General features: G+C 67.1%; 20 protein-coding genes and 2 tRNA genes. 8 read left to right on the top strand and 14 right to left on the bottom strand.

What is annotated here, in order from left to right; all coding sequences use genetic code 11:
- The first annotated feature begins 60 nt into the window (after window positions 1–60).
- From AC1G9C_RS01695 to AC1G9C_RS01665, 7 genes are all read left to right on the top strand, one after another.
- Window positions 61–136, top strand: a tRNA-Phe gene (locus AC1G9C_RS01695).
- 246 nt (window positions 137–382) lie between these two features.
- Window positions 383–1,156: an ABC transporter ATP-binding protein gene (locus tag AC1G9C_RS01690; protein WP_021444198.1), complete on the top strand. Its 774-nt coding sequence runs from the start codon at window positions 383–385 to the stop codon at window positions 1,154–1,156.
- Between the two features lie 15 nt (window positions 1,157–1,171).
- Complete coding sequence (locus AC1G9C_RS01685) at window positions 1,172–1,924, top strand: ABC transporter substrate-binding protein (protein ID WP_021444199.1); 753 nt, start codon at window positions 1,172–1,174, stop codon at window positions 1,922–1,924.
- Window positions 1,925–1,974: 50 nt separating this feature from the next.
- Window positions 1,975–2,670 (top strand): ABC transporter permease, encoded by a 696-nt coding sequence (locus AC1G9C_RS01680; protein WP_021444200.1) that lies wholly within the window; start codon window positions 1,975–1,977, stop codon window positions 2,668–2,670.
- Window positions 2,667–3,356: an ABC transporter permease gene (locus AC1G9C_RS01675; RefSeq protein ID WP_021444201.1), complete on the top strand. Its 690-nt coding sequence runs from the start codon at window positions 2,667–2,669 to the stop codon at window positions 3,354–3,356. The genes AC1G9C_RS01680 and AC1G9C_RS01675 overlap by 4 nt, the downstream gene beginning before the upstream one ends.
- 81 nt (window positions 3,357–3,437) lie before the next feature.
- On the top strand, window positions 3,438–4,652 hold the full coding sequence (locus AC1G9C_RS01670) for a methyltransferase (RefSeq protein ID WP_480409284.1): 1,215 nt from the start codon (window positions 3,438–3,440) through the stop codon (window positions 4,650–4,652).
- 292 nt (window positions 4,653–4,944) lie between these two features.
- Window positions 4,945–5,020 (top strand) — tRNA-Thr (locus tag AC1G9C_RS01665).
- Between the two features lie 56 nt (window positions 5,021–5,076).
- Here AC1G9C_RS01665 and AC1G9C_RS01660 read toward each other — a convergent pair.
- Together AC1G9C_RS01660 and AC1G9C_RS01655 are read right to left on the bottom strand one after the other, a co-directional pair.
- Window positions 5,077–6,159 carry an acyltransferase family protein gene (locus AC1G9C_RS01660; RefSeq protein ID WP_480409283.1) on the bottom strand — a complete coding sequence of 361 codons (1,083 nt, stop codon included), beginning with the start codon at window positions 6,157–6,159 and terminating at the stop codon, window positions 5,077–5,079.
- Between the two features lie 19 nt (window positions 6,160–6,178).
- Window positions 6,179–6,484: a hypothetical protein gene (locus AC1G9C_RS01655; protein WP_457788238.1), complete on the bottom strand. Its 306-nt coding sequence runs from the start codon at window positions 6,482–6,484 to the stop codon at window positions 6,179–6,181.
- A 200-nt stretch (window positions 6,485–6,684) separates the two neighbouring features.
- Here AC1G9C_RS01655 and AC1G9C_RS01650 point away from each other — a divergent pair, with 200 nt between their 5' ends.
- A complete protein-coding gene (locus AC1G9C_RS01650; protein ID WP_457788239.1) occupies window positions 6,685–7,773 on the top strand; it encodes an acyltransferase family protein in 1,089 nt (362 codons plus the stop codon).
- A 2-nt stretch (window positions 7,774–7,775) separates the two neighbouring features.
- Here AC1G9C_RS01650 and AC1G9C_RS01645 read toward each other — a convergent pair whose 3' ends face one another.
- The 12 genes from AC1G9C_RS01645 to AC1G9C_RS01590 are packed head-to-tail and all read right to left on the bottom strand — an operon-like array spanning window position 7,776 to window position 22,831.
- Window positions 7,776–9,182 (bottom strand): lipid II flippase MurJ, encoded by a 1,407-nt coding sequence (locus AC1G9C_RS01645; protein ID WP_457788240.1) that lies wholly within the window; start codon window positions 9,180–9,182, stop codon window positions 7,776–7,778.
- A gap of 10 nt (window positions 9,183–9,192) precedes the next feature.
- Complete coding sequence (locus AC1G9C_RS01640; RefSeq protein WP_480409282.1) at window positions 9,193–10,011, bottom strand: acyltransferase; 819 nt, start codon at window positions 10,009–10,011, stop codon at window positions 9,193–9,195.
- Window positions 10,008–11,405, bottom strand: a complete 1,398-nt coding sequence (locus AC1G9C_RS01635; RefSeq protein ID WP_480409281.1) for an O-antigen ligase family protein — start codon at window positions 11,403–11,405, stop codon at window positions 10,008–10,010. Before AC1G9C_RS01635 ends, AC1G9C_RS01640 begins: the two co-directional genes overlap by 4 nt.
- The gene (locus AC1G9C_RS01630) at window positions 11,402–12,508 is read right to left on the bottom strand and encodes a glycosyltransferase family 4 protein (RefSeq protein WP_457788243.1); all 1,107 of its coding nucleotides are present in this window, start codon (window positions 12,506–12,508) and stop codon (window positions 11,402–11,404) included. The genes AC1G9C_RS01635 and AC1G9C_RS01630 overlap by 4 nt, the downstream gene beginning before the upstream one ends.
- On the bottom strand, window positions 12,505–13,701 hold the full coding sequence (locus AC1G9C_RS01625) for a glycosyltransferase family 4 protein (RefSeq protein ID WP_480409280.1): 1,197 nt from the start codon (window positions 13,699–13,701) through the stop codon (window positions 12,505–12,507). Before AC1G9C_RS01625 ends, AC1G9C_RS01630 begins: the two co-directional genes overlap by 4 nt.
- 2 nt (window positions 13,702–13,703) lie before the next feature.
- Complete coding sequence (locus tag AC1G9C_RS01620; RefSeq protein WP_457788245.1) at window positions 13,704–15,038, bottom strand: beta-xylosidase; 1,335 nt, start codon at window positions 15,036–15,038, stop codon at window positions 13,704–13,706.
- Entirely contained in the window at window positions 15,028–16,218 is a 1,191-nt protein-coding gene (locus AC1G9C_RS01615; protein WP_480409279.1) for a glycosyltransferase, read from the bottom strand. The genes AC1G9C_RS01620 and AC1G9C_RS01615 overlap by 11 nt, the downstream gene beginning before the upstream one ends.
- Window positions 16,218–18,209 carry an exopolysaccharide transport family protein gene (locus AC1G9C_RS01610; RefSeq protein ID WP_480409278.1) on the bottom strand — a complete coding sequence of 664 codons (1,992 nt, stop codon included), beginning with the start codon at window positions 18,207–18,209 and terminating at the stop codon, window positions 16,218–16,220. Before AC1G9C_RS01610 ends, AC1G9C_RS01615 begins: the two co-directional genes overlap by 1 nt.
- Before the next feature lie 18 nt (window positions 18,210–18,227).
- Complete coding sequence (locus AC1G9C_RS01605) at window positions 18,228–18,998, bottom strand: polysaccharide biosynthesis/export family protein (protein WP_480409277.1); 771 nt, start codon at window positions 18,996–18,998, stop codon at window positions 18,228–18,230.
- A gap of 31 nt (window positions 18,999–19,029) precedes the next feature.
- Entirely contained in the window at window positions 19,030–19,941 is a 912-nt protein-coding gene (locus AC1G9C_RS01600; RefSeq protein ID WP_480409276.1) for a glycosyltransferase family 2 protein, read from the bottom strand.
- On the bottom strand, window positions 19,941–21,398 hold the full coding sequence (locus AC1G9C_RS01595; protein WP_480409275.1) for a mannose-1-phosphate guanylyltransferase/mannose-6-phosphate isomerase: 1,458 nt from the start codon (window positions 21,396–21,398) through the stop codon (window positions 19,941–19,943). Before AC1G9C_RS01595 ends, AC1G9C_RS01600 begins: the two co-directional genes overlap by 1 nt.
- Complete coding sequence (locus tag AC1G9C_RS01590; RefSeq protein WP_457788251.1) at window positions 21,398–22,831, bottom strand: undecaprenyl-phosphate glucose phosphotransferase; 1,434 nt, start codon at window positions 22,829–22,831, stop codon at window positions 21,398–21,400. Before AC1G9C_RS01590 ends, AC1G9C_RS01595 begins: the two co-directional genes overlap by 1 nt.
- Window positions 22,832–23,117: the final 286 nt, after the last annotated feature.

Raw genomic sequence — 23,117 nt, 5'->3', positions numbered from 1 at the left:
ATATTTTTCAAACCCGCGCTTGACACTGATCCTTCAAATCCGTCTAATAGCGCCCCGTTGGCCCAGGTAGCTCAGTTGGTAGAGCAGGGGATTGAAAATCCCCGTGTCGGCGGTTCGATTCCGTCCCTGGGCACCATGAATAGCAAACGAAGAGCCTCAGCCCTGTGCTGGGGCTTTTTGCTTTCTGCCTCCGGCGATTTCCCCGCGCCATTGTTTCGCCTGCGCGACAAGCAGCTGCAGCCAGGCGACACCCCGCCCCTGGAGCAAGCCATAGGCCAGCAAACGGCTTGGCGGTCACGGAAACGCTATGCTAGCTTGGCCGCCAGCCAGGACGGCCCGCTGCACGCCGGAGCGCTTTCGAAGAAGAAGAGGATCACACCCCATGGCCGAGGCGACGCCCGCGCTGGAAATCCGCAACCTGCACAAACGCTACGGCGACCTCGAAGTGCTCAAGGGCATTTCCCTGACGGCCAAAGACGGCGACGTCATCTCCATTCTCGGCTCCTCCGGCTCCGGCAAGTCCACCTTCCTGCGCTGCATCAACCTGCTGGAAAACCCGCACCAGGGACAGATCTTCGTCGCCGGCGAGGAGCTCAAGCTCAAGACCGCGAAGAACGGCGACCTGGTCGCCGCCGACAACCGGCAGATCAATCGCCTGCGCAGCGAGATCGGTTTCGTCTTCCAGAATTTCAATCTGTGGCCGCACATGAGCGTGCTCGACAACATCATCGAGGCGCCGCGCCGCGTGCTCGGCCAGAGCAAGGCCGAGGCCATCGAGGTGGCCGAGGCGTTGCTGGCCAAGGTCGGCATCGCCGACAAGCGTCACGTCTACCCCAACCAGCTCTCCGGCGGCCAGCAGCAGCGCGCGGCCATCGCCCGCACCCTGGCCATGCAGCCGAAGGTGATCCTGTTCGACGAGCCCACCTCGGCGCTGGACCCGGAGATGGTACAAGAAGTGCTTAACGTGATCCGCGCGCTTGCAGAGGAGGGCCGCACCATGTTGCTGGTCACCCACGAAATGAGCTTCGCCCGCCAGGTGTCCAGCGAGGTGGTGTTCCTCCACCAGGGCCTGGTCGAAGAACAGGGGCCACCGGCCCAGGTATTTGACAACCCGCTATCGGCACGCTGTAAACAATTCATGTCCAGCAATCGCTAACACGGAGCAACATGCATGCAGAACTATAAGAAGATCCTGCTGGCCGCGGCCGCCACCCTGGCCTTCGGCACCAGCGCTGTCGCCGCCGACAAGCTGAAACTCGGCACCGAAGGCGCCTACCCGCCCTTCAACCTGATCGACGCCAGCGGCAAGGTCACCGGCTTCGACGTGGAAATCGGCCAGGCGCTGTGCGCCAAGATGCAGGCCGAGTGCGAGGTGGTCACCTCCGACTGGGACGGCATCATCCCGGCCCTCAACGCCAAGAAGTTCGACTTCCTGATCGCTTCGATGTCGATCACCGAGGAGCGCAAGGCGGCGGTGGACTTCACCGAGCCCTACTACACCAACAAGCTGCAGTTCATCGCGCCCAAGTCGGCCGACTTCAAGACCGACGAAGCCAGCCTCAAGGGCAAGGTGATCGGCGCGCAGCGCGCCACCATCGCCGGCACCTGGCTGGAGGACAACCTGGGCAAGGTGGTCGACATCAAGCTGTACGACACCCAGGAAAACGCCTACCTCGACCTGGCCTCCGGTCGCCTCGACGGCGTGCTGGCCGACACCTTCGTCAACTGGGAATGGCTCAAGAGCGACGCCGGCAAGGACTTCGAGTTCAAGGGCGACCCGGTATTCGACAACGACAAGATCGGCATCGCCGTGCGCAAGGGCGACCCGCTGCGCGAGAAGCTGAACACCGCGCTGCAGGCCATCATCGCAGACGGCACCTACAAGCGGATCAACGACAAGTACTTCCCGTTCAGCATCTACTGACCTGACGGCACCGCGTCGCCACCCGGCGGCGCGGCTACCCGAGCCCTCCGATGATTTTCGATCTCCACGGATTCGGCCCCGCCCTGGCCGCCGGCACCCTGATGACCATCCAACTGGCGCTCTCCGCGCTGGCGGTGGGCCTGGTGCTCGGCCTGCTCGGCGCGCTGGCCAAAACTTCGCCGTACAAGCCGCTGCAGTGGCTCGGCGGCAGCTACTCGACCATAGTCCGCGGCGTGCCCGAGCTGCTCTGGGTGCTGCTGATCTACTTCGGCACGGTCAACCTGATGCGCAGCCTGGCCGACCTGCTCGGCATCGAGAGCCTGGAGCTCTCCGCCTTCGCCGCCGGCACCATCGCCCTCGGCCTGTGCTTCGGCGCCTACGCCACCGAGGTGTTCCGCGGCGCCATCCTGGCCATCCCCAAGGGCCACCGCGAAGCCGGCCTGGCCCTCGGCATGTCCAAGGGACGCATCCTCTGGAAGCTGATCCTGCCGCAGATGTGGCGCATCGCCCTGCCCGGCCTGGGCAACCTGTTCATGATCCTGATGAAGGACACCGCACTGGTGTCGGTGATCGGCCTGGAAGAGATCATGCGCCGCTCGCAGATCGCCGTGACCGCCAGCAAGGAGCCCTTCACCTTCTATATGGTCGCCGCCTTCATCTACCTGGGCCTGACCGTTCTCGCCATGATCGGCCTGCATTTCCTCGAGAAGCGCGCCAGCCGCGGCTTCGTCCGGAGCGCCTCATGAACTGGGAAGTCATCATCAAATGGCTGCCGCGCCTGTCCGAAGGCGCGCTGCTGACCCTGGAGCTGGTGGCCATCGCCGTCATCGCCGGCCTGATCCTCGCCCTGCCCATGGGCATCGCCCGCGCCTCCAAGCACTGGTACGTGCGCGCCCTGCCCTACGGCTACATCTTCTTCTTCCGCGGCACGCCGCTGCTGGTGCAGCTGTTTCTGGTCTACTACGGCCTGGCCCAGTTCGACGCCGTGCGCCAGGGCCCGCTCTGGCCCTACCTGCGCGACCCTTACTGGTGCGCGATCATCACCATGACCCTGCACACCGCCGCCTATATCGCCGAGATCCTGCGCGGCGCCATCCAGGCGGTGCCGCCGGGCGAAGTGGAGGCGGCGCGCGCGCTGGGCATGTCGCGGGCCAAGACCATGCTCTACATCGTCCTGCCGCGCGCCGCGCGCATTGGCCTGCCGGCCTACAGCAACGAGGTGATCCTGATGCTCAAGGCCAGCGCCCTGGCCAGCACCGTGACCCTGCTGGAGCTGACCGGCATGGCGCGCACCATCATCGCCCGCACCTACCTGCCGGTGGAGATCTTCTTCGCCGCCGGCCTGTTCTACCTGGCCATCGCCTTCGTCCTGGTACGCGCCTTCCGCCTGCTGGAACGCTGGCTGCGCGTCGACGCCTGCCAGGGCCGCTGAGCAGCGCCGGGCCGTCGCCCCTCGACGGCCCGCCGCGCAAAACCTAGAATCCGCGGCTCCCGGTTCCGCCCGCCGCGTACCATGACCGAGCCCATCCTCTCCGCCGAGCAGCTGCTCGCCCGCTTCCAGGCGCTGGACGTCTTTCTCGTCCGCCACCAGGCGCTGTGGCGGCCCAAGCCCTTCGTCCAGCTGCAACTGCCCTGGGAGCGCGAACTGCCGCAGCTGGCCGCCTGGCTGCGCGCACGCACGCTGCAGCAGGCCGAGGCCAGCCACGGCAGGCCCTGGGAGCTGGACGCACCGGCGCCCTTCGCCGAACTCGCGACCCAGGCCAAGGCGCTCGCCGCATTGGGCGAACTGCCGCAGACGGCAATCGACGCGCGCCCGGCCCGCCTCGCCGTGGACGTCCCCGGACGCAAGCTGCAGCAGATCCAGGCCTTCGCCAGCCGCCTGCAGTTCGCCACACCGGCCGGCCACTGGCTCGACTGGTGCGCGGGCAAGGGCCACCTGGGCCGCTGGCTGGCGCATGAGGGGCAACGCCTGACCTGCCTGGAATACGATCCCGCACTGGTGGCTTCCGGCGCCGCCCTGAGCCACCGCCAGGGCCTGGACGCCCGCCATCTGCAGCAGGACGTGCTCGCCACCAGCGCCGCGGAGCACCTACTGGCCGAGCATACGCCGGTGGCCCTGCACGCCTGCGGCGACCTGCACGTGCGCCTGCTGCAGCTGGCCAGTGCGCGCGGCTGCCGGCAACTGGCGGTGGCGCCCTGCTGCTATAACCGCATCGCCACGCCGCACTACCAGCCGCTGTCCACGGCTGCCCAGGGCTCGTCCCTGCAGCTGTCGCGCGACGACCTCGGCCTGCCGCTGAACGAAACCGTCACCGCCGGCGCCCGCGTGCGCCGCCAGCGCGACCAGTCGATGGCCTGGCGCCTGGCCTTCGACCTGCTGCAGCGCCAGTTGCGCGGCGTCGATCAATACCTGCCCACCCCGCCGCTGGCCGCCGGCTGGCTGGCCAAGCCCTTCGCCCGCTTCTGCCACGACCTCGCCGCCCTGCGCGGCGTGCCGACTCCCGGCGCACAGGACTGGGCCGAACTGGAAGCCCGCGGCTGGCAGCGCCTGGCCGAGGTGCGCAACCTGGAACTGCTGCGCCACCTGTTCCGCCGCCCACTGGAACTCTGGCTGCTGCTCGACCGCGCGCTGTATCTGCAGGAGCAGGGCTATGCGGTTCGACTGGGCAGCTTCTGCGACTACCGGCTGAGCCCGCGCAACCTGCTGCTGCTGGCCGAGCGTGCCTGAGTTGCTCACAGAAGCTGTGGATAACTCTGTTGATGCTTTCTGGGCAAATGCCGCAAGCGCCCTGCTTAATGGCCTCGGAAACGACTGATCATTTTTTGATCAGCATTTTTAGACTAGTAAAAACAATAACTTGCATAAATCCGTGACGCACCGCACAGAGACCGTGCACGAGCGTATCAAGTGCATTGCCATTGTGCATAAGCAAAACCCTGCTGATAGCCGAGCCCGCAACCAAGCGCCCCGCACAAGCTTTACTCGCCCTTGCGAATGGATATAATGGCGGCCCTTCTGCGCCGGTATAGCTCAGCTGGTAGAGCAACTGACTTGTAATCAGTAGGTCCCGGGTTCGACTCCTGGTGCCGGCACCATAGGCTTCAGAGAAAAGGCCCACCGCAAGGTGGGCCTTTTTCGTTGTGGCCGGCCGTTAGGTCTCGGCGTCCGGTTTCAGGACCGCCAGCGGCCGGGCCGGACGTTCCTCGGCCTGGACGTAATGGCTGCTGCGCAGCAGGAAGCGCTTCTCCACCAGATGCCACATGAGGATGGCCGCCAGCAGGGTCAGGGCGACGCTGAGCAGCAGGCCGAGCAACGGCGAGAAGCTGTACAGCCCCAGGCTCACCAGAATCTGGATGATGGGAAAGTGGCAGATATAGGCGCCGTAGGAAAAGTCGCCGTACTTGCCGAAATTGCCCAGATAGCCGAACAGCGCGACGAACACCACCAGCACGCCCAGCGCCAGCGGTTCGACCAGGCGCAGCGGCAGCCAGACACTGGCGACGTAGAGCGTCAGCGCCAGCGGTACCAGCCACTTCACCTGCCGCTCGAAATGGGCCAGGTAGTAGTAGAGCAGTCCGCCGGCGAGAAAATAGCGCAGCTGCCCCGGCAGTTGCTTCTCCAGAAAGGCGAACACTTCATTCTGGCTCTGCCCATAGAGATGCCAGAGCAGCAGCGAATACAGGCTGGACAGCGCGAACAGGCCGAGCAGCACGGGCAGCCGGCCGAAGCGCCGGGCGAACCAGACGATCAAGGGCACGCTGCAGTAGAACATCACTTCGATCTTGATGGTCCACAGTGCCCCGTTCACCGCCGGCAGCAGGTTGCCCTCGAACACCCCCGGCAGCGCCGGTGCGAAGAAATTCAGGAACGTCAGGTTGGCCAGCAGGTACTTGACCCAGGCCGCGGAAAAGTAGCGCTCGGCCGGCAGTTCGCTGAGGACGAAAAGACCGAAGGCGCACAGCAGGATGATGCACAGGTAGGCTGGATAGATGCGTTTGGCCCGCTTGCTGGCGTAGCTGCGCAGCGAACTCGAGCGCTCGTAGCTCATGAAGATGAGAAAGCCGCTGATGACGAAGAAGGCATCCACCGCCAGCTTGGAGGACAACACCAGGCCGATCGGCTTGAGCAGGCTCTGCTGCGACAACTCGACGGCATGCACCAGGCAGACGATCATCGCCAGCAGCAAGCGGATCAGGTCGAAGTTGTTGTGGCGTAGACGCGGATTGCTGGGCATGCGCTCGATCCCGGGGCCGTCAACGGCGCAGTTGGCTGGACGAAGTCACGTAGTTGGCGGCGCGGTCGTAGACCGCCTTGACGTCGCAGACCGCGCCCGACGAAAAGGTCAGGGTGTTCTCCAGGCCATAGGGTTCGAAGCTGAGCAGGGCATCCTCCACATAGGCGTATTCGGCGCAGTGCCGCGTGCGGATATGAATCAGCTCGTCGGTCGTCTGGTAGTGATCCCGGTCGATGCGCTTGATGTTCATGGGAATCAGCTCCGCCGCCGGCAGCGGCAGGGACAGCGGCAACGCCAGAATCGGAACAAACAGGAAACGCGACATGCGTTCGGCCTCGTGAAAGTTGGCGAGTGAATCTTAACTAGTGCGCATCGGGCCATCTAGCAATTAAATCCGCGAGTTGTTTACGCCCTGCATCGCAGGCATGATTCGCAAGTTTGCGACATACCGCATACGGCACTGCGTCAAATAAATAAACATGTTTTTTTGACGCCACTTCCGCGCATATAAACATTGGTTGAGCGATGGCTAGGATCGACTCTCTGCAGGCATACCGCAGCTTGGCAGTGCTGGGGATCATTCTGTTTCACCTGACCTTCGTCGAAGCCAAGAACGCCGGCGGAGACCGTCTGCTACCGGCATTTCTCGACTGGGCGCAACTCTGCGTCGACCTGTTCTTCGTGATCAGCGGCTTCGTCATGGCCCTGGTTACCCGCGGCCGCTTCGGCCAAGTGCAGGAAATAAAACGCTTCGCCTTTAATCGCGCAGCCCGTGTATACCCGGTCTATTGGTTGTATTTCTTTCTGACCCTCTCGGTATTTCTACTGAAACCGCAATGGGTGAATTCTTCGCACGGCGAACCGGACTTGTGGGCCTCCTTCTTTCTTTTGCCAACTTCTCAAGTGTCGCTGGTCATGGTGTCCTGGACGCTGACTTTCGAACTCTGGTTCTACCTGGCCTTCACCCTGTTGATGTTCTTTCGCGAACGTCATCTGCCCTACTGTCTGGCCGCCTGGGGGCTGCTGCTGGTGGCGGTCAACCTGTTCTACGACGTGCGTGACTTCCCCCCCTATCTGCACCTGATGCTGCACCCCTATGCCCTGCAGTTCATCCTCGGTGCGGGCGCCGGCCTGCTGTTCAGTTCGGGACGGCTGTCGCGGCTCTCGCTCGGCGCCCTGCTGGTGCTGCTGGCACTGACGTTGCTGATCGCCATGCCGTTCGCCTACTGGCTGCGCCTGTTCGAGACGCCGAGCCTGCTGCGTATGCTGCTGATCGGCGCGACCTTCGCCGCCCTGGTGATCATCAGCGCCCTGCTGGAACAGCGCGGCCATCTGCGCATTCCGACCTTGCTGCGGCACCTGGGCGACAGCTCCTATTCCACCTACCTCTCCCACCTGCTGGTGCTCGGCGTGCTCGGCAAGCTCTGGGCGGCGGTCGGCCCCTGGCCGCACAGCTCGCTGGACAACTGGCTGGTCGTGCTCACGGCCGTGGTCGCCTGCCTGGCTTATGGCTGGCTGGCCTACCTGGTCAGCGAGAAACCGCTGATGCAGGCCACCGCACGCCTGAGCAACAACTACTTTCCCCTGGCCCCGCGCGGCGCCAGCCCGGCCTGAGCTCAGGCGTTACGCCAGGGCTTGAGCCACAGGGCCAGCAGCAGCATGGCCAGGGCACCGGCGACGCCGCTGAGGGCGAGCTGCAGCCACAGCCCGTCGATCGGGTGCAGGGCGAAGGCGCCTATGGTCAACACCGGCAACGCCATCAGCCACTGCCGCCCCCAGGGCAGTTGCTCCAGCAGCGCCTGGCGCCGCATCAGCAACACGCTGGTCAACGTCAGGCCCAGGGTCATGGCCATGGGAATGCCGTTCATGCCGAAGAACAGCGGCAGAATGCCCAGCAGCACCACGTTCAGTGCCGACCCCTTGAGCTCGCAGGCCAGCGGCAGGCGCGTATCGCCGTCGGCGTAGGCGTAGCGCGCCAGCAGCGAGTTCCAGGCACCGAACAGCAGCGGCACGGCGAACCAGGCCAGCAGTTCCGACAGCGGGCCAGCCTCCTGCCCGGGGAACATCAGCTGGACCAGCGCCGGCGTGGCGCCAATCAGCCCCAACGCCGCCGGCAGGGTCAGCAGGGTGGCGATGCCCAGGCCGCGCCGCAGCAGCTGCAGGCGCTGTTCGCCCGCCGCCTGGCTCATCAGGCCGAGCAACACCTGATTGAGGCTGAGCAGCGCGATCAGCGGCAGGTTGATCAGCTTGCGCGCCAGGTTGACCCAGGCCACCGCGCCCTCGCCGAGCAGCGAGGCGACCATCCGCTCCAGCAGCGCCAGGCCCTGGCTGGCCAGGTTGCTGGCCAGCAGCGGGCCGATGTTGTCCAGCAGCTCGCGACCGCAACCGCTGGCGCCCGCCACGCGCCAGGGTCGCCAGCCGCTGCGCCACAACGGTAGACACAGCGCCAGCGGCATCAGCAGACTGCCCAGCAGGCAGGCCTGGGCCACGCGCAGGGGCTCGGCCGCACTGCCGGCGGCGGCCAGGTAGAGCACCGGCGGCAAGTTGAACAGCAACGAGCCCAGGCCGGCGAGGACGAAACGCGAGCTCGCCTGCAGGGGCACGCTGAGCAGGGCGTGCAGCAGAAAGCCCGGCACGCACCAGGCCAGCACCAGCAGGCTGTCGCCGGCCAGCGCCAGGGCCTGATCGTTCAGCCCGGGGCCGACCACCCGCACCCACAGCGGCGCCGCCAGGGCCAGCAGGGCGGCGATCGCCAGCCCGACCAGGAGAAAGCGCGAGCTCATGGCGTTGAGCCAGGCAGTGCGCGCATCGGCGGCGCGCCCCTGGTACAGCGGCAGCGCCGCGGCGGCGACCAGCCCGGCGGCCAGCGCCATGCGCAGCGCCTCGGGCAGGAACAGGGCGATGAGGAAGGCGTCGCTCTGGTTGCTCGCCCCCCAGGCGTGGATCAACAGCCATTCCCTAGCAAAACCTGCGACCAGCCCGGTGAGCGTCGCAAGGGTCAACCACAGGGTGCTTCCCAGCATGGCGGCTTACTCAGTGAAGGAGATTGAACAGGCCCTTGCCGCCGACCTTGTAGGTCAGCCCGCGATTGCGTTCGCCCAGCGCCCTGGCCGGGTTGCCGCCGACTATGGTGTAGGGCGGCACCGGTCGATTGACCACCGAGCCGCCGGCCACCACCGCGCCCTCGCCGACTTCGGCGGTGATCAGGGCGCGGGTGGCGATCCAGGCGTAGTCGCCGACGCGGATCGGCGGGCTGGCCACCGCCCAGAACTCGGGGGCCTGGATGTCGTGGCCGCCGGCGATCAGCAGGCTGTACGAGGCAATGGTGACGTGGTCGCCGATGATGATTCCGGCACGCCCATCGAGCAGGCAGTCCCAGCCCACCACGCTGTCCTCGCCGATATGGATGCCGTCGATGCCCAGCACCTCGGTGCCGCGCCAGACGCTGGAGCCCTTGCCGATCTTGGCCCCGCCCAGGCGCAGCCAGGCCAGGCGAATGGTGTGGCTGGGAATCTTGTTGACGAAGATGTTGTACAGCTGCTCCCACAGACGCAGGCAGCGGTCGCGCAGGGTCGCCAGGTTGATGCCGTACATCGGTATCAACGGCCCGGGAATCTCGTCGCGCAGCAGGCAGAAGAAGCGCCGCGCCAGCGGGTGCTCGATGCTCTTCTCCAGGTTCACGTAGCTGATCAGGTACTGGGTGTCCTGGCGGTGCGGGTATTCGAACGCCACCTCGTGCTCGAGCATCCAGGCCCAGGCCTCGGCCAGTTCATCGACGCCGACCTGCAGGCGCGCCGCATAGTCGGCCAGGCGCTCCTTGAGGTCGAAGGAATGATGGATGCGGTGTTTCATGTGCGGGCCCTCCTGATTGGCAAAGCGGGGAGAATTTCGGGGTGCAGACGGACCTGCTGCAGGGTCAGGCCAACGAACAGCCAGAAGAAGGCGATCAGCACGTAGGTCAGGCTGAAGTAGTGGTCGAAGATGCCGGTCAGCAGGGCGCACAGCAGGCCGCTGCTGCAGCCGAGCCACAGCGAGTTTTCCCGGGTCACGCGCTGGGCGCCCAGGTGCGGGCGGGTCTCGCGCCACCAGAACCAGGTCACGGCGATGAACAGCAGCATGCCGGGAAGGCCGAGCTTGTAGACGAAGTTCAGCCACAGGTTGGAAATGCCCATCAGGCCGCTACCGGGCACCGGCGGATCGACCCTGAAGCCGATGCCCAGCGGATAGCGCGCCATCGCCTCGGGGAACATGGCGTACTCCTGCATGCGGATCCCGGTGGAGGCGTTGCTGCTGAGGAACATGGTGGCCAGGCGCTCCTGCAACGGCGGGTAGACCAGCACCAGCAGGCAGCCGAAGAAGATCCCCGCCACCAGGATGCGCGAGGTGTAGGGTACCCGGCGCCCGGCCATCCACATCACCACCAGCCCCAGGCTGAGCAGGGCCCCACGCGAACCGCTGAGCAGCAGCCCGGCCGAGCCCAGCATGGCCACGCCGAGGCCCAGCGCGCGGCCCCAGCCCGGCCGCGGCAGGGCGAAGAACAGCGCCACCGGGATGATCAGCGCCAGCGCACCGCCGGTGGAGTTGGGGTGCAGCCAGGGCGTCGACAGGCGGGTGGTGCCGGCGGTGAAGGCATCCTCCAGGTAGGCCTGGTGCGGGTACTTGAGGGCCGTGAGGATCGGCGTGAGGGCGTTGGCGTCGCGGGTCTTGGCGAACATGCCGAGCGACAGCAGGAGCATCGCCAGGGTCCCCAGCAGCATGGCCACGGTGATCTTCTCCGCCGCCTTGCTGTCCTGGATCAGGCGCACGGCGAGGAACATCGCCGACAGGTTGAGCATCCAGCGCACCCAGTTCATGGTGCCGCCGCCACCGGCATCGATGGTGAACTGGCCGACGATAAAGGGAATGGCGCTCCACAGCAGCAGCCAGGACAGCGCGCGTTCGGTGCCGCTGCGCGGCTGCAGGCGCTCGCGCTTGTGCAGGAAGCCCTGCCACAGGATGCCGACCCAGGTCAGCGCCAGCAGCGCCTCGCTGGCCGTGGTGCGCACGCCCACCTCGAGGGTCGAATAGGGCAGGAAGGCGCCGACGAAGGCGAACAGCAGCAAGCCGAGCAGCGGCTGGCGCATCACGCTCAGGGCGAAGGCGGCGCCGCCGAGCAGGATCACCAGCTTCGACAGCGGCAACACCCAGAGCAAGGCACCGAAGAACAGACCACAGAAAACGGCGATGCCGATACCCACGGGCATCATGGCGCGAGCTCCTCGAGCAGGGTGGAAAGATTGCGCTGAAAGTGCTGCGGGCTGAAGCGCTGCGCCCAGTCGATCAGGGCCTGGCGCTCGCCAGCCGGTTCGCGCGCCAGGCGCCGCATCAGCGCCAGCAGCTCTTCGCCATCGTGCGGAGCAAAGCGCGGGGCCTGCGGCGGCGCCACTTCGTCCAGCGCCGTTCCCCTGGCCACCGCCACCGGCGTGCCGACCGCCAGCGCCTCGATCACCGGCAGGCCGAACCCCTCGGCATAGGACGGCTGCCACAGACGCTCGGCGCGGCGATAGACCTCGATCAGCATGGCGCCGTCGATATCGCTGAGAAAGTGCAGCCCAGGCAGCCCTCGCAGGTCGCCGGGCAGATGCTCGGGATGACCGACCAGCAGCAGCTCGGGGATCAGCGGGTCCTCCCGCCGCGCGCGCAGCCAGGTACGCACCAGCAGGGCGATGTTCTTGCGCGGCTCGCGGGTTCCCACCGCCAGCCAATAGCGCGCCGGCAGCGCCACGGGTACCGGGGCCGACGTCGCGGGCGCCAGCGGGATCGCCGGCGGCAGCACGCGCAACTTGCCGGCGAAGCGCGGGAACAGACGCCGCACCTCGCCCGCGGTGAACTGCGAGGGCACCCAGACCTGATCTGCGCGCCACAGCGCATAGAGGATCGACAGGCGATCGGTGCAGCGGTAGATCAGGCGCTTGATCCAGGAGTCGTGCAGGTTGCGCTCGGTCAACTGGAACAGGTCGTGCAGCTGCTGGACGAAACGCGTGCCGCGCGCACGGCGACACAGCGGCAGGCCCATGTTGAAGTTGCAGATATGCAGATCGATGCGCTGACGGCGCAGGTAACCGGGCAGGAAGCCGGCCTCGAAGCGCAGGCGCTGCGGCAGGCGATGCACGCCGAGCAGACCGGCGGTTCCCCAGTCCGGACAGTCCAGGCGCTGACGCAGCGGATGGCCGAGCGGCGCCGTGCTGACCAGGCGCAGCTCGGCGACCTGCGGGCAGTGGCGCAAGCCCTCGGCCAGGGCGATGTTCTGCCGGCCGATGCCGCTATCCGGCAGGCTGGCGGCCGGGCGATAGTCGAGACTGACCCTCATGCCCGAGCCTCCAGGCGGGCGTAGATCGCCTCCAGGCTGCGCGCCGCCACCGACCAGTCGTGTGCGCCCTGCACGTAGCGCCGACCGGCCTCGCCGAGGGCCGCGGCCCGCCGCGGATCGTCGAGCAGGGCGAGGATGTTGGCGACGAACGCCTGCGCCGTTTCGGCGCGGGCGTAGTGCACGCCGTCCGCCACCTGCAGGCCGGAAGCGCCCTGGCCGGTGGTCACCACCGGCAGGCCCGCCGCCATGGCCTCGAGTACCTTGAGTTTGGAACCGCCGCCCTGGCGCAGCGGCGCGACGAACAGCGAGGCGCGCCGCTGCTGCCCGCGCAGGTCGGCGACGAAACCGTGCCACTCGATCCGCGGGTCGGGCCAGCGCTGGCGCCAGGCCGGCGGCACGGCATGGCCGCAGATGGCGAAACGCAGCTGCGGTCGGTGGCGCCACAGCTCGGGCAGGAGCTCGTCCAGCGCCCAGCCGACCGCGTCGACGTTGGGCGCGTACTCGAAGTTGCCGACGAACAGCAGGCGCTGCGCCTGTGCATCGGCCTGCACCTCGGCGTAGTGGCGACAGTCCACGCCGTTGACCACCACGTCGGTCGGCCGGCCGCAGAGCGGAGCGAGCACGGCGGCGTCGTCCGCGGTCACCGCGATGACCCGCTCGGCCTGACGCAGCACACGCCGCTCCCAGCGCCGATAGCGCCACTGGTCGTAGTAGGCGAAAGGCGCCAGCCAGGTGGGTAGACGGTCGTAGGTGGCCGCGCCGAGGCTGGACTCGACGTTGTGCTCGGTGAGCACGAAAGGCACCCGCCGTCGCCCCAGTTCGGCCTCGTAGGGCTGAAAGCTGTAGCTGTGTTCGATCTGGACGACGTCCCAGGATTCGTCCAGCAGTTCGCGGAACTGGCGCTGCAGGCGCGGGGCCAGGCCATTGACGCTGGCCAGCAACGGATAGGGTGCCAGCAGCGCGGCGCCCAGCGTCGCGGCGCTGCGCAGCGGGCGGCGCGGCAGCACCAGCAGGCGCTCGAGCAGCGGTTCCAGATGAGCCCGCGCCTCGTCGTCCAGCGGCGTCTTCGACTGCGCCAGCAGGGTGATGCGATGACCGGCCTCGGCCAGGCTGCGCAGCAGATGGTACTGGCGCGTCTTGCCGCCGCTGCTGGTCGGCCAGGGCAGGTACGGCAGAATCCACAGGATGCGCATGCTCACCACACCAGCAACTGCAGGCTGCTCTTGAGCGGCACGGTCAGGCGCTTGCCGTCGCCGCGCAGTTCGCGCTGCTCGCCGCTCAGCGGGTCGTGCAGGCTGGCGCTGGCCACCCCGGGCAGGGTCAGCTGGCGACCGCTGGCGCTCCAGAACATCCACAGCTGCTTACCGTCGGCACGGGTCCAGGCGATGCTGTAGAGATCCTTGGGCATCTCCTCGACCTTGGGCGGATCGCGCGGTTCGAGCCTGGGCCCGGTCACGGCGAAGAAGTTCTTCAGCGCCTGGAACACCGGCTTGGGCTGCCCCTCGAGATCGAGCAGTCCGTACTTCTGGTCGCGCGGCCCGGCCATGGCCGGCAGGTCGGCGAGGTTGAACAGGAAGCTGCGATCGAAATCCAGCGCGCTCATCAGTGCCAGCCGGCGCAAGGTGTAGTCGGCCTGGCCGGCGGTGCCGATGATCGCCTGCATTTCCTTCGGCCCGGAATAGCTCGACCAGCCCCACTCGGTGGCCCAGATCTGCTTGATGCTGTGCATGCGCAGGGCCTTGTTGATGAAGCGCACGCGGGCGAGAAAATCGCGCGCGGCGACGTCGTCGCCTTCCGGCTCCTCGGTGTAGGGGTGGTAGGCGACGATCAGATCGCGCTTGGCCAGGCCCTCGTCGAGCAGCAGCTTGAGCATCAGCTCGTTGTTGGTGTAGGGCATCTGGCTGAAATAGGCCATGCCGGCGGTGGCCACCGGCATGTCGGGGTAGCGCGCCTTGATCGCCTCGGCACTGGCGAACAGCAGCTGCGCATAGGCCTTGGCATCTTCCTTCGGGCGCCAGTAGGGGTAGATGTTCGGCTCGTTCCAGATCTGCCAGACGCGGAAGTCGGGGTAGCGCTGGATGAACTTGAGCAGGCTGTCGATATACAGCTGCGGATTCTTGGGCGGGTACTGGTCGACGTGCTCGGCACCGGGCGGCGCGCTGCTGGCGAAGGGCGCCGAGCCGGCGAGGAACCCCACGGGTTTCAGGCCATGGCGACGCATCGACGCGGCGGCGGCGTCGAAGGCGACCAGGTTGAACTGGTCCTTCTGCGGCTCCAGCAGGGCCCAGTGCATGGCGATGCGCACCCACTCCAGGCCCAGGTCCCTGACCGCCTGCATCTGCCGCTCCTGCACCTCCACCGGGTAGAAGTGGAACTGGGCATTGACCCCCAGGTGCTCGCTCCACACCAGCGTATGCGGTCCACGCAATTCGGTGACCTCGGCCTCGGCGTTGCGGCTGAGCAGGACGGCGCCGGCCAGCAGCAGCGCCAACAGCAACGACGGCAGCCAGACTATGGGTTTACGCCACATCGGAAGTACCTCGCTGCAGGGCGGTGAACAGGTGCAGAAAACGCGCGGCGGTGTGCGGCCACTGGCGTGCCTGGCCGATACGCTGCGCATGCTCGGCCCAGCTCTGGGCGAGCTGCGGCCGTTCGCACAGCTCGCGCAGACGCTGCGCCAGGGCGGCGCTATCGCCCTGCGGGAAGATCGCGCCATTGCCGGCGGCCACCTCCTCGGCGAAGGCGCGCGCATCCGAGGTGATCGCGCCACGCCCGCAGGCGGCGGCCCAGGACAGCGCACCGCTGGTGCCGCGCATGGCGCCGAGCAGGGCGAGCTTCTTCGACTCGCGATAGGGCAGCAGCATCACATGATGGGCCTGGATCAGCCCCGGAATCTGCTCGGCCGGCACGTCCAGCGCCCAGTCGACGGCGTCGCCCAGGCCCAGCTCGGCGATCCGCCCGCGCAGTTCGTCGAGGTAGCTGCCGCCGGGGCCGAAGGCCATCTCCGGGGCGCTGCCGCCGGCCAGGGTCAGGCGCCAGGCCCCGGCCAGGGCGGGCGCAGCGCGCAGCATGGCGGCGAGCGCCTCGAGCAGGTCCTCGATGCCCTTGCCGCGATAGATGAAGCCGAAGTACAGCAACTTGAGCGGTTGCAGCGGCGGCAGTGGTGCCGCCGGGATGACCGGGTTGCCGTGGGCGATCACCCGCACCTTACCCGCGCCCAGGCGCATGCGCCGGCGCAGGTGCGCGCCGCCGGTTTCGGTGAGGGTCACCAGTGCATCCAGTTGCGCCGCCAGCTGCCGCTCTTCGCGCAGGCACAGCGGATCGGCCAGCACGGTCGCGGCCTGCGGCGCCGGTGCCGGCAGCCGCTCGGCCAGCGACAGCGGCCAGGGCAGTCGGGCGCGGCGCCAGACCAGGCGCTCGGGGTCATGCACCGTGGCGCTCAGCGGCAGGCGCGGAAAACGCCGGCGCAGCTCGCGCAGCGCGGCGAACTCGGCCAGGCGGCCGCCGCCGAGCTCGCCGTGGACCAGGTCGATGCCGCTCCAGTCGAAGGCGGCGATACGCGCCAGCGCCTGGGCCGGATCGTTGCCGACGCCGGCCAGCGGCGTCGCTACCTCGACGCCGAGGTCCTGCAACGCCGTGCGGAAGTTCGCCGCATAGTCGGCGATGCCGGTCTGTTCCGGCGGCATCGGCGCCAGCAGGGCAATGCGCATCAGGCCAGGCTCCGCAGGCGCGAGACCAGGCTGAGCACCGAGTAGGGCACCTCGAAACGGCGGCGATTGACGATCACGCCGTCGACCTTCTTGAACGCCGAAGTGAGGATGGTGAGCGCGTTCGACACCACCGGAATGGTGCTCTGCCGCGCCTCGATCACCATCACGATCATGTCGGCATGGCGCAGGGCGACGAAGGCGTCCTGATTGCTCAGCAGCGCGCTGGCTTCCAGCAGCACCACCTCGCCCGGCTTGGCCGGTGCCTCGCCGCCCAGGCGTACCTGATGGCCGCGCTCGCCGATCAGCCGGGCGAGGTGCTGGATGACGAAGCTCACGCCCTCACCCTTGCGTGCCGAGGTCAGGGCCAGCACCAGGCCCTGCTGCTCGATCTGCGCCAGCGGCAACTGCGCATAGAGCCGGTAGATGCTGGCGAGGAAGGCGCTGGAAGGCGCCTCGCCGCTCTCCAGCTCCTGCAGGGTGGTCCACAGCGGCACGCCGAAGCGGCTCTCGACATGGCCGCCGTCGTGGATGCGCTGATCCAGCAGGTAGCAGATGTACAGCACCAGCAGTCCCACCATCAGGCCGGCCGGCAACGCCAGGGCGATCATCAGCAGGCTCTTGGGGAACACCCGCGACGGGTTGAGCGTGGCTTCCTCGATGATCGCGATGTTGCTGATGCTGCTGTCATCCAGCTCGCGGTCGATACGCGCCTTTTCCAGGCTCTCGGCGTACAGCACATAGTTGCGCTCCTCGGCGGCCAGGGCGCGCTGCAGCTGGGCCAGCTGCGGCTCGGTGGCCATGGCCTTGCTGCGCTCCTGCTCGAGGGCGGCCAGCTGGTTTTCCTGGCGCTTGAGCTGGGCCTTGAGGCGGGCGACATCCGCCTGCTGGTCGAGGTAGTTGCTCTGCAGGCGCTCGGCCACCGGATTCGGCGCGCGGTTCTCCGAGCTCTGCACGGTCGGCGGTTCGCTGGCGGCCAGTTGCTCCAGGTAGGCGATGCTCTGATCGATGGTTTTCACCGGCGGCGCCTGCTCGGTGAAGGTGCGCAGCAGATCCTGGCGCTCGGCGCGCTTGTTGTTGAGCAGCTGCAGGACGTGCTGATGCGCCGGGTTGAGCGACATCTCGCGCACCGTGCGGATCTCCGCCGGCAGCGCCTTGATCTGCCGATCCAGGGTGGCCAGGCTGTCCTCGGTGGCGGCGATCAGGCGCTGCGAGTTGAAACGGTCGGTGCGCAGTTGGTCGATCCGCTCGGACAGGTTGCCCAGGCGGTCGGCGATGTTGATCGCATCGATGCTCTCCAGCTTGTCGATGATCTGCTGCTTGAGGCGGTTGATGCTGCTCTCGCTGGTCTTCAGCTGCAGGTCGTAGAACTCGTACAGGCTCTTGCGTCCCAGGGCGCGGGTGCGCTCCTGCAGGTAGATGTCCACCCAGCTCTTGACCACCGCCTGGGCGACCGCGGGATCGTCCCAGACGAAGCTGATCTCCATCACCGCCGAGCCGCCGGCATGGCTGACGCTGAAGCTCTTCTCCAGTTTCTTGGCCAGACGCTCGACCGGGGTCTGCTCCTCGGTCAGGCCGAGCAGTTGCAGGATGCTGCGCAGAAAGTCGATGCAACCGGCCCAGCCCAGGCGCAGCCAGTGCTTGATGGTGGCGAAGAAGCCCTGCGGCGGCGGCGCGTTGGCGATCACCTCGAGGTAATGCTCGGCGACCTGGCGGATGATCGGCCGGCCGGTGAGCAGGCGCTCCTCGTCGACTATGGGGTCGCGTTGGGTCGCCGGCAGCACCAGCGCCTGGCGGTCGGCCACCTCGATCGGCAGGGTATTGCTGTCGCGCCCGGGCTTGACCAGCAGGCGCGCGTTGGACTCGTAGGAGGCCGGCAGGAAGAAGGCGCCGAGCACGATCATCAGCAGGGTGACGCCGACGGCGACCTGGAACTCGCGCTTGAAGATGAAGAACAGGCGCAGCAGGTCGCGGAAGGTGCGAATTTCGATCATGGGACTGTCCCTGTCTGCTCAGTCGTTGTTGTTCAGGTCGTAGTTGAAACCGACGCCCAGCGTTTTCACGAACGGGATCAGCTGGTTCATGTACAGCTCGACGCCCTCCACCCGGTTGCCGATGCCGGACTTGGGCACGAAGACCACGTCGCCGCGCTGCAGCGCCACCGCCATGCGCCCCTCGATGCCGCCGTGCATCAGCTTGGCGTAGTCGATGAAGTAGGTCTTGTACTGCCCCTCCTCGTCCATGCGCAGCAGCGCCACGTTGCTGCTGTCGGCATCGATCATGATGCCGCCGGCACCGATGATCGCCTGCTCCAGGGTCGGCGCCGCGGGGAACGGCAGCGGCTGCGGATTGCGCACCGAACCGCCGACGAACACCGTATTGCCCGGCGACTGGTTGATGTTCACCGTCACCCGCGGCTCCTGGTAGTAGGCGGCCTGGCGCTCGCGGATTTCCTCGGCCAGTTGCGCCGGCGTCTTGCCCACGGCCTTGACGGTGCCGATGAAGGGGTACTGGAAGGTACCGTCGTTCATCACCGTGTACAGCGTCAGCTCGTAGATCGAGTTGGCGGTGAAGGCCGAGATGCTCGGCATCTCGCCGCTGGTGCGGACGATACGCAGGGTGTCGCCGGCGCGAATGCGCTCCTCCGCCGGCGGCAGCTTGGCCAACTGCTCGGCGGCGGACTTGCCGGCGTCGACCCGGTCGTCGTCCGGCAGCGGAATCACCGCGGGCGTGTTGCAGCCGGAGAGCCAAACTAGGCACAAGGCGAGGGTCAGGCGCTTCATGAGTGGCGCTTCCTTTTCACAGACATGAGGGTTACTTCCAGTAAGCGGGGAACATGCTCAGGCGACGCTTGAGCGCGGTCGACAACCAGGATTCGTAGCCACCGAGGCGGTAGCCGGCGTATTTGCACAGGGTACGCAGCAGCACTTCCGGTAACCGGTGCAGGGCACCGGCCTCGCGCAGCGCGGCGATCTCGGCCAGCACGTAACGCCTGCCCTCGCCTCCGGCACTGCCAAATGCGTGCCGAATCCAGCGCTCGCGCCCGTAGAACACGCCGATATCGAAATAGCGGCGAAACTCCTCCAGCAGGCGGTAATCGTGGGAATGCTGCACCTCGGCGTCGGCGGCGTAGCGTACCGCGTAGCCGGCCAGCAGCAGCTTGGCGGCGACGTAGGCGTCCTCGCTGCCGATCACGTCCTCGGGAAAACCGCCGACCGCCTCGAGGGCGTCGCGCCGGTAGGCCGAGCAGGAGTCGGAGCTGAAGCAGGTCTTGATGCCCAATTCGGCGGCATCGCGCAGGCGTTTGCTGCGGCTGTGCGGCGGGTAGTTGAAGCGGCGCGCCTGGGCGGCGAGCAGGCCGGCGTCCGGGTGCGGCAGCTGGCGGCCGTAAGCCACGCCGATATCCGCCTCGCTGTGCAGGTTGGCGACGAGGCGGGCGAAGGTCTCGGGTTCGGCCGGGATGGCGTCCTGGGTCAGGTAGATCAGCACGTCGGCGGCGACCTGCTGGCTGGCCCAGCGCCGCGTGCCGCCGTGGTTGAACTGCGCCGGGTCGATCGCCTCGATGCGTGCACCGGCCTGGCGCAGCCGCGCCACCGTGTCGTCGTGCGAGGCGCTGTCGACCACCAGGAACTCGTCCGGCTGCAGGCTCTGCGCAGCCAGCGCCGGCAGCAGCCGATCCAGGTGGGCGGCGGCGTTGCGCGTGGGAATGATCAGGGCGACGGCCATCAGCTGAGCGGCTCGGCGACCGGCACCCGGCCGTAGATGTCGGTGAAGCGCACGATGTCGTCCTCGCCCAGGTACTCGCCGCTCTGCACCTCGATCATCACCAGGTCGATGACCCCGGGGTTGACCAGGCGGTGGCTGTGGCCGGCGGGAATGAAGGTGGACTGGTTGGTGTCGAGGAGGAAATCGCGTTCGCCGTTGACCACCCGCGCCATGCCGCTGACCACTATCCAGTGCTCGCTGCGGTGGTGATGCATCTGCAGCGACAGCGACTCGCCGGGGCGCACCACGATGCGCTTGATCTTGAAGCGGCGCCCCTCCTCCAGCACCGTGTAGGTGCCCCAGGGCCGGCTGACGGTGCGGTGCAGACGATAGGCCTCGTGGCCGCGCTGCTTGAGTTCCTGAGCGATGAACTTGACGTCCTGGGTGCTGCCGGCGTCGGCGATCAGCAGCGCGTCGGGGGTGTCGACCACCACCAGATCGCGCACGCCGACCGCACCGACCAGGCGGTGCGGCGAGTCGATGTAGCAGTTGCTGACCCGGTGCAGCACCGCCTCGCCGTTGACCTGGTTGCCCGCGGCATCGGCCGGGACCAGCTCGCGCAGCGCCTGCCAGGAACCGATATCGCTCCAGCCGAGGTCGCAGGGCACCACCGCCACCTTGGCCGAGCGCTCCATCAGCGCGTAGTCGATGGAGATGTCCTGCACCTGGGCGAAGCTCTGCCCGTCCAGCTCGCACTGCCAGCCCTGCGCCCCCTGCGCCGGATGGCTGCGCGCCAGGCAGCGCTCGACCGCCTCCAGCAGCTCCGGCGCATGGGCGCGCAGCTCGGCCAGCACGGCATCGGCGCGGAAACAGAACATGCCGGCGTTCCACAGGTGGCGGCCGCCGTCGAGGTAGGCCTGGGCGGTGGCCGCATCGGGCTTCTCGACGAAGCTGGCGACGCGGCTGCCGCCGTCGCTCAGCGCCTCGCCCTGCTGGATGTAGCCGTAGCCGGTCTCGGCATGGCTGGGGCGAATGCCGAAGGTCACCAGCCAGCCCTCGCTGGCCAGCACGCGCGCCTGTTCGATGGCGGCGACGAAGGCGGCCTGGTCGCGGATCAGGTGATCGGCCGGCAGCACCAGCAGCTGCGCCTGCTCGCCGTACTGGCGGGCCACGTGCAGGGCGGCGGCGGCGATGGCCGGTGCGGTGTTGCGCCCCTGCGGCTCGAGCAGGAAATCCAGGGCCAGGCCGCCCGCGTTCAGCGGGCGGTAGTCGTCCAGGGTGCGAAACAGCAGGTCGCGGTTGATCACCGTGAGCAGCTGGCCGACGCCGTCCAGCCCGGCGACCCGCGCGAAGGTCTTCTGCAGCAGGCTGCGCCCATCGGCCAGACGCATGAAGGGTTTCGGCATGGCCTCGCGCGACACCGGCCACAGGCGGGTGCCGGCGCCGCCGGCGACGATGCAGGGGATCAGCGCATTCATCAGTAGGCCTCACGAGTGAAGATGACCGCCGGCAGGGTGCGGAACAGGATGTACAGGTCGAACCATACCGACCAGTTCTCGATGTACTGCAGGTCGTACTCGACGCGTTTCTCGATCTTCTCCAGGGTGTCGGTCTCGCCGCGGTAGCCGTTGATCTGCGCCCAGCCGGTGATGCCGGGCTTGACCCGATGGCGCGCGGTGTATTCCTTGACCGCGTCCTCGAACAGGATGCCGGCCGCCTTGGTCGCCGTGGCGTGCGGGCGCGGACCGACCATCGACATGCTGCCGAGCAGCACGTTGAACAGCTGCGGCAGCTCGTCGAGGCTGGTCTTGCGGATGAAGCGCCCGACCCGGGTGATGCGATCGTCGTCGCGGGTGGTCTGCCGCTCGGCGTTGGCGTCGGCGCGGTCGCAGTACATCGAGCGGAACTTGAACACCTCGATCAGGCGGTTGTTGTAGCCGTAGCGCTTCTGCCGGAACAGCACCGGGCCGGACGAGTCGAGCTTGATCGCCAGGGCTACCAGGACCATCAGCGGCAGCGCCGGGATCAGCGCCAGGCTCGCCAGCAGCAGGTCCTCCAGACGCTTGATCAGCGGCGACCAGCCATCCAGCGGGCGCTCGGATACGTTGAACATGGGCAACCCGCCCACCTCGGTGATGCGGTTGCGCGCATGGCGGAAGGCGAGCATGTCCGGCACCAGCAGCACGTTGACCGGCAGCTTGCGCAGCTCGTGGACGATCTGACCGATGCGGTTTTCCGCCGACCAGGGCAGCGCCACCAGCACCTGGGTCACCCGCTCGCGGCGAATCAGGCGCTCCAGGTCGCGGCTGTTGCCCAGCAGCGGCAGTCCGGCCAGGGTCTCGGGCATGCGGCCGATGCGGTCGTCGATAAAGCCGATCAGGCCGGAACGAATGTCGCAGTGGCGCGCCATGAACTCGGCCAGGCGCACGCCGTTCTCGGTGCCGCCGAGAATCACCGCGCTCTGCAGGAACTGGCCGCTGGCGATCCAGCGACGGAATAATGCCAATAGCAGCAGGCGCTCGACACCGAACGCCAACAAACTGACGGCAAACCAGAGAATCAGGAAGTGCCACTCCATGAAGCTGAACATGGCCAGTGCCTGGTGCATGAACAGCAGCAGGCAGAACGCCGCCGACCAGGCGAAGAACATCATGCGAAAGCGCAGCAGGTTGCTGAAGATCTCTTCCGAGTAGACCCCCAGTGCCTGGAACATCACCACCGTCAGCCCGCCGAAGAACAGCAGCACCGTGGCATAGCTCTGCGTCAGCCCGGACTCGCTCGACAACCAGAACAGCAGCAACAGACCCGGCAGCGCCGCGGTGAAGCCGTGCACCAGGCGCATCACGGCCAGGAAGTATTCGACAAACCCGGGGCGCGCCAGTAGCGAGTTACCGACCGTGAGCTGCCGCATGGATGATTACCCCCGCCACATTTTCCGTTGATGCCCCGCCCACAGGCGTCAGAAAAAAGGCAGTAGAAAATATTCGCACTCGATGGAACGACGGAATGCCGTCGCCCCTAGTTATGGCGCGACTAAACCATTTTTGTGATGGCATTTCAACATCCAGGCGACGCCTCGTCCCAGTTAAATATTGACGCCATAAAAACAGCAGAAACGAGCGTGCCAATTGAGCGCGTATATCCAGGCTCCACGCGGCCTGCGAGCCGATCCGCCACTCGCAAATGCAGTAGCGACT

It is taken from the genome of Pseudomonas sp. ABa2, from assembly GCF_056676075.1.
Note: the sequence above shows the minus strand (reverse complement) of the source record. Positions and strands in the feature narration are given on the sequence as shown.

Excerpts from the sequence above, each read along its gene's own strand:
- AC1G9C_RS01690 (WP_021444198.1), top strand. The coding sequence starts at position 383 with ATGGCCGAGGCGACGCCCGCGCTGGAAATCCGCAACCTGCACAAACGC.
- AC1G9C_RS01685 (WP_021444199.1), top strand. The coding sequence starts at position 1,172 with ATGCAGAACTATAAGAAGATCCTGCTGGCCGCGGCCGCCACCCTGGCC.
- AC1G9C_RS01680 (WP_021444200.1), top strand. The coding sequence starts at position 1,975 with ATGATTTTCGATCTCCACGGATTCGGCCCCGCCCTGGCCGCCGGCACC.
- AC1G9C_RS01675 (WP_021444201.1), top strand. The coding sequence starts at position 2,667 with ATGAACTGGGAAGTCATCATCAAATGGCTGCCGCGCCTGTCCGAAGGC.
- AC1G9C_RS01670 (WP_480409284.1), top strand. The coding sequence starts at position 3,438 with ATGACCGAGCCCATCCTCTCCGCCGAGCAGCTGCTCGCCCGCTTCCAG.
- AC1G9C_RS01660 (WP_480409283.1), bottom strand. The coding sequence starts at position 6,159 with ATGCCCAGCAATCCGCGTCTACGCCACAACAACTTCGACCTGATCCGC.
- AC1G9C_RS01655 (WP_457788238.1), bottom strand. The coding sequence starts at position 6,484 with ATGTCGCGTTTCCTGTTTGTTCCGATTCTGGCGTTGCCGCTGTCCCTG.
- AC1G9C_RS01650 (WP_457788239.1), top strand. The coding sequence starts at position 6,685 with ATGGCTAGGATCGACTCTCTGCAGGCATACCGCAGCTTGGCAGTGCTG.
- AC1G9C_RS01645 (WP_457788240.1), bottom strand. The coding sequence starts at position 9,182 with ATGCTGGGAAGCACCCTGTGGTTGACCCTTGCGACGCTCACCGGGCTG.
- AC1G9C_RS01640 (WP_480409282.1), bottom strand. The coding sequence starts at position 10,011 with ATGAAACACCGCATCCATCATTCCTTCGACCTCAAGGAGCGCCTGGCC.
- AC1G9C_RS01635 (WP_480409281.1), bottom strand. The coding sequence starts at position 11,405 with ATGATGCCCGTGGGTATCGGCATCGCCGTTTTCTGTGGTCTGTTCTTC.
- AC1G9C_RS01630 (WP_457788243.1), bottom strand. The coding sequence starts at position 12,508 with ATGAGGGTCAGTCTCGACTATCGCCCGGCCGCCAGCCTGCCGGATAGC.
- AC1G9C_RS01625 (WP_480409280.1), bottom strand. The coding sequence starts at position 13,701 with ATGCGCATCCTGTGGATTCTGCCGTACCTGCCCTGGCCGACCAGCAGC.
- AC1G9C_RS01620 (WP_457788245.1), bottom strand. The coding sequence starts at position 15,038 with ATGTGGCGTAAACCCATAGTCTGGCTGCCGTCGTTGCTGTTGGCGCTG.
- AC1G9C_RS01615 (WP_480409279.1), bottom strand. The coding sequence starts at position 16,218 with ATGCGCATTGCCCTGCTGGCGCCGATGCCGCCGGAACAGACCGGCATC.
- AC1G9C_RS01610 (WP_480409278.1), bottom strand. The coding sequence starts at position 18,209 with ATGATCGAAATTCGCACCTTCCGCGACCTGCTGCGCCTGTTCTTCATC.
- AC1G9C_RS01605 (WP_480409277.1), bottom strand. The coding sequence starts at position 18,998 with ATGAAGCGCCTGACCCTCGCCTTGTGCCTAGTTTGGCTCTCCGGCTGC.
- AC1G9C_RS01600 (WP_480409276.1), bottom strand. The coding sequence starts at position 19,941 with ATGGCCGTCGCCCTGATCATTCCCACGCGCAACGCCGCCGCCCACCTG.
- AC1G9C_RS01595 (WP_480409275.1), bottom strand. The coding sequence starts at position 21,398 with ATGAATGCGCTGATCCCCTGCATCGTCGCCGGCGGCGCCGGCACCCGC.
- AC1G9C_RS01590 (WP_457788251.1), bottom strand. The coding sequence starts at position 22,831 with ATGCGGCAGCTCACGGTCGGTAACTCGCTACTGGCGCGCCCCGGGTTT.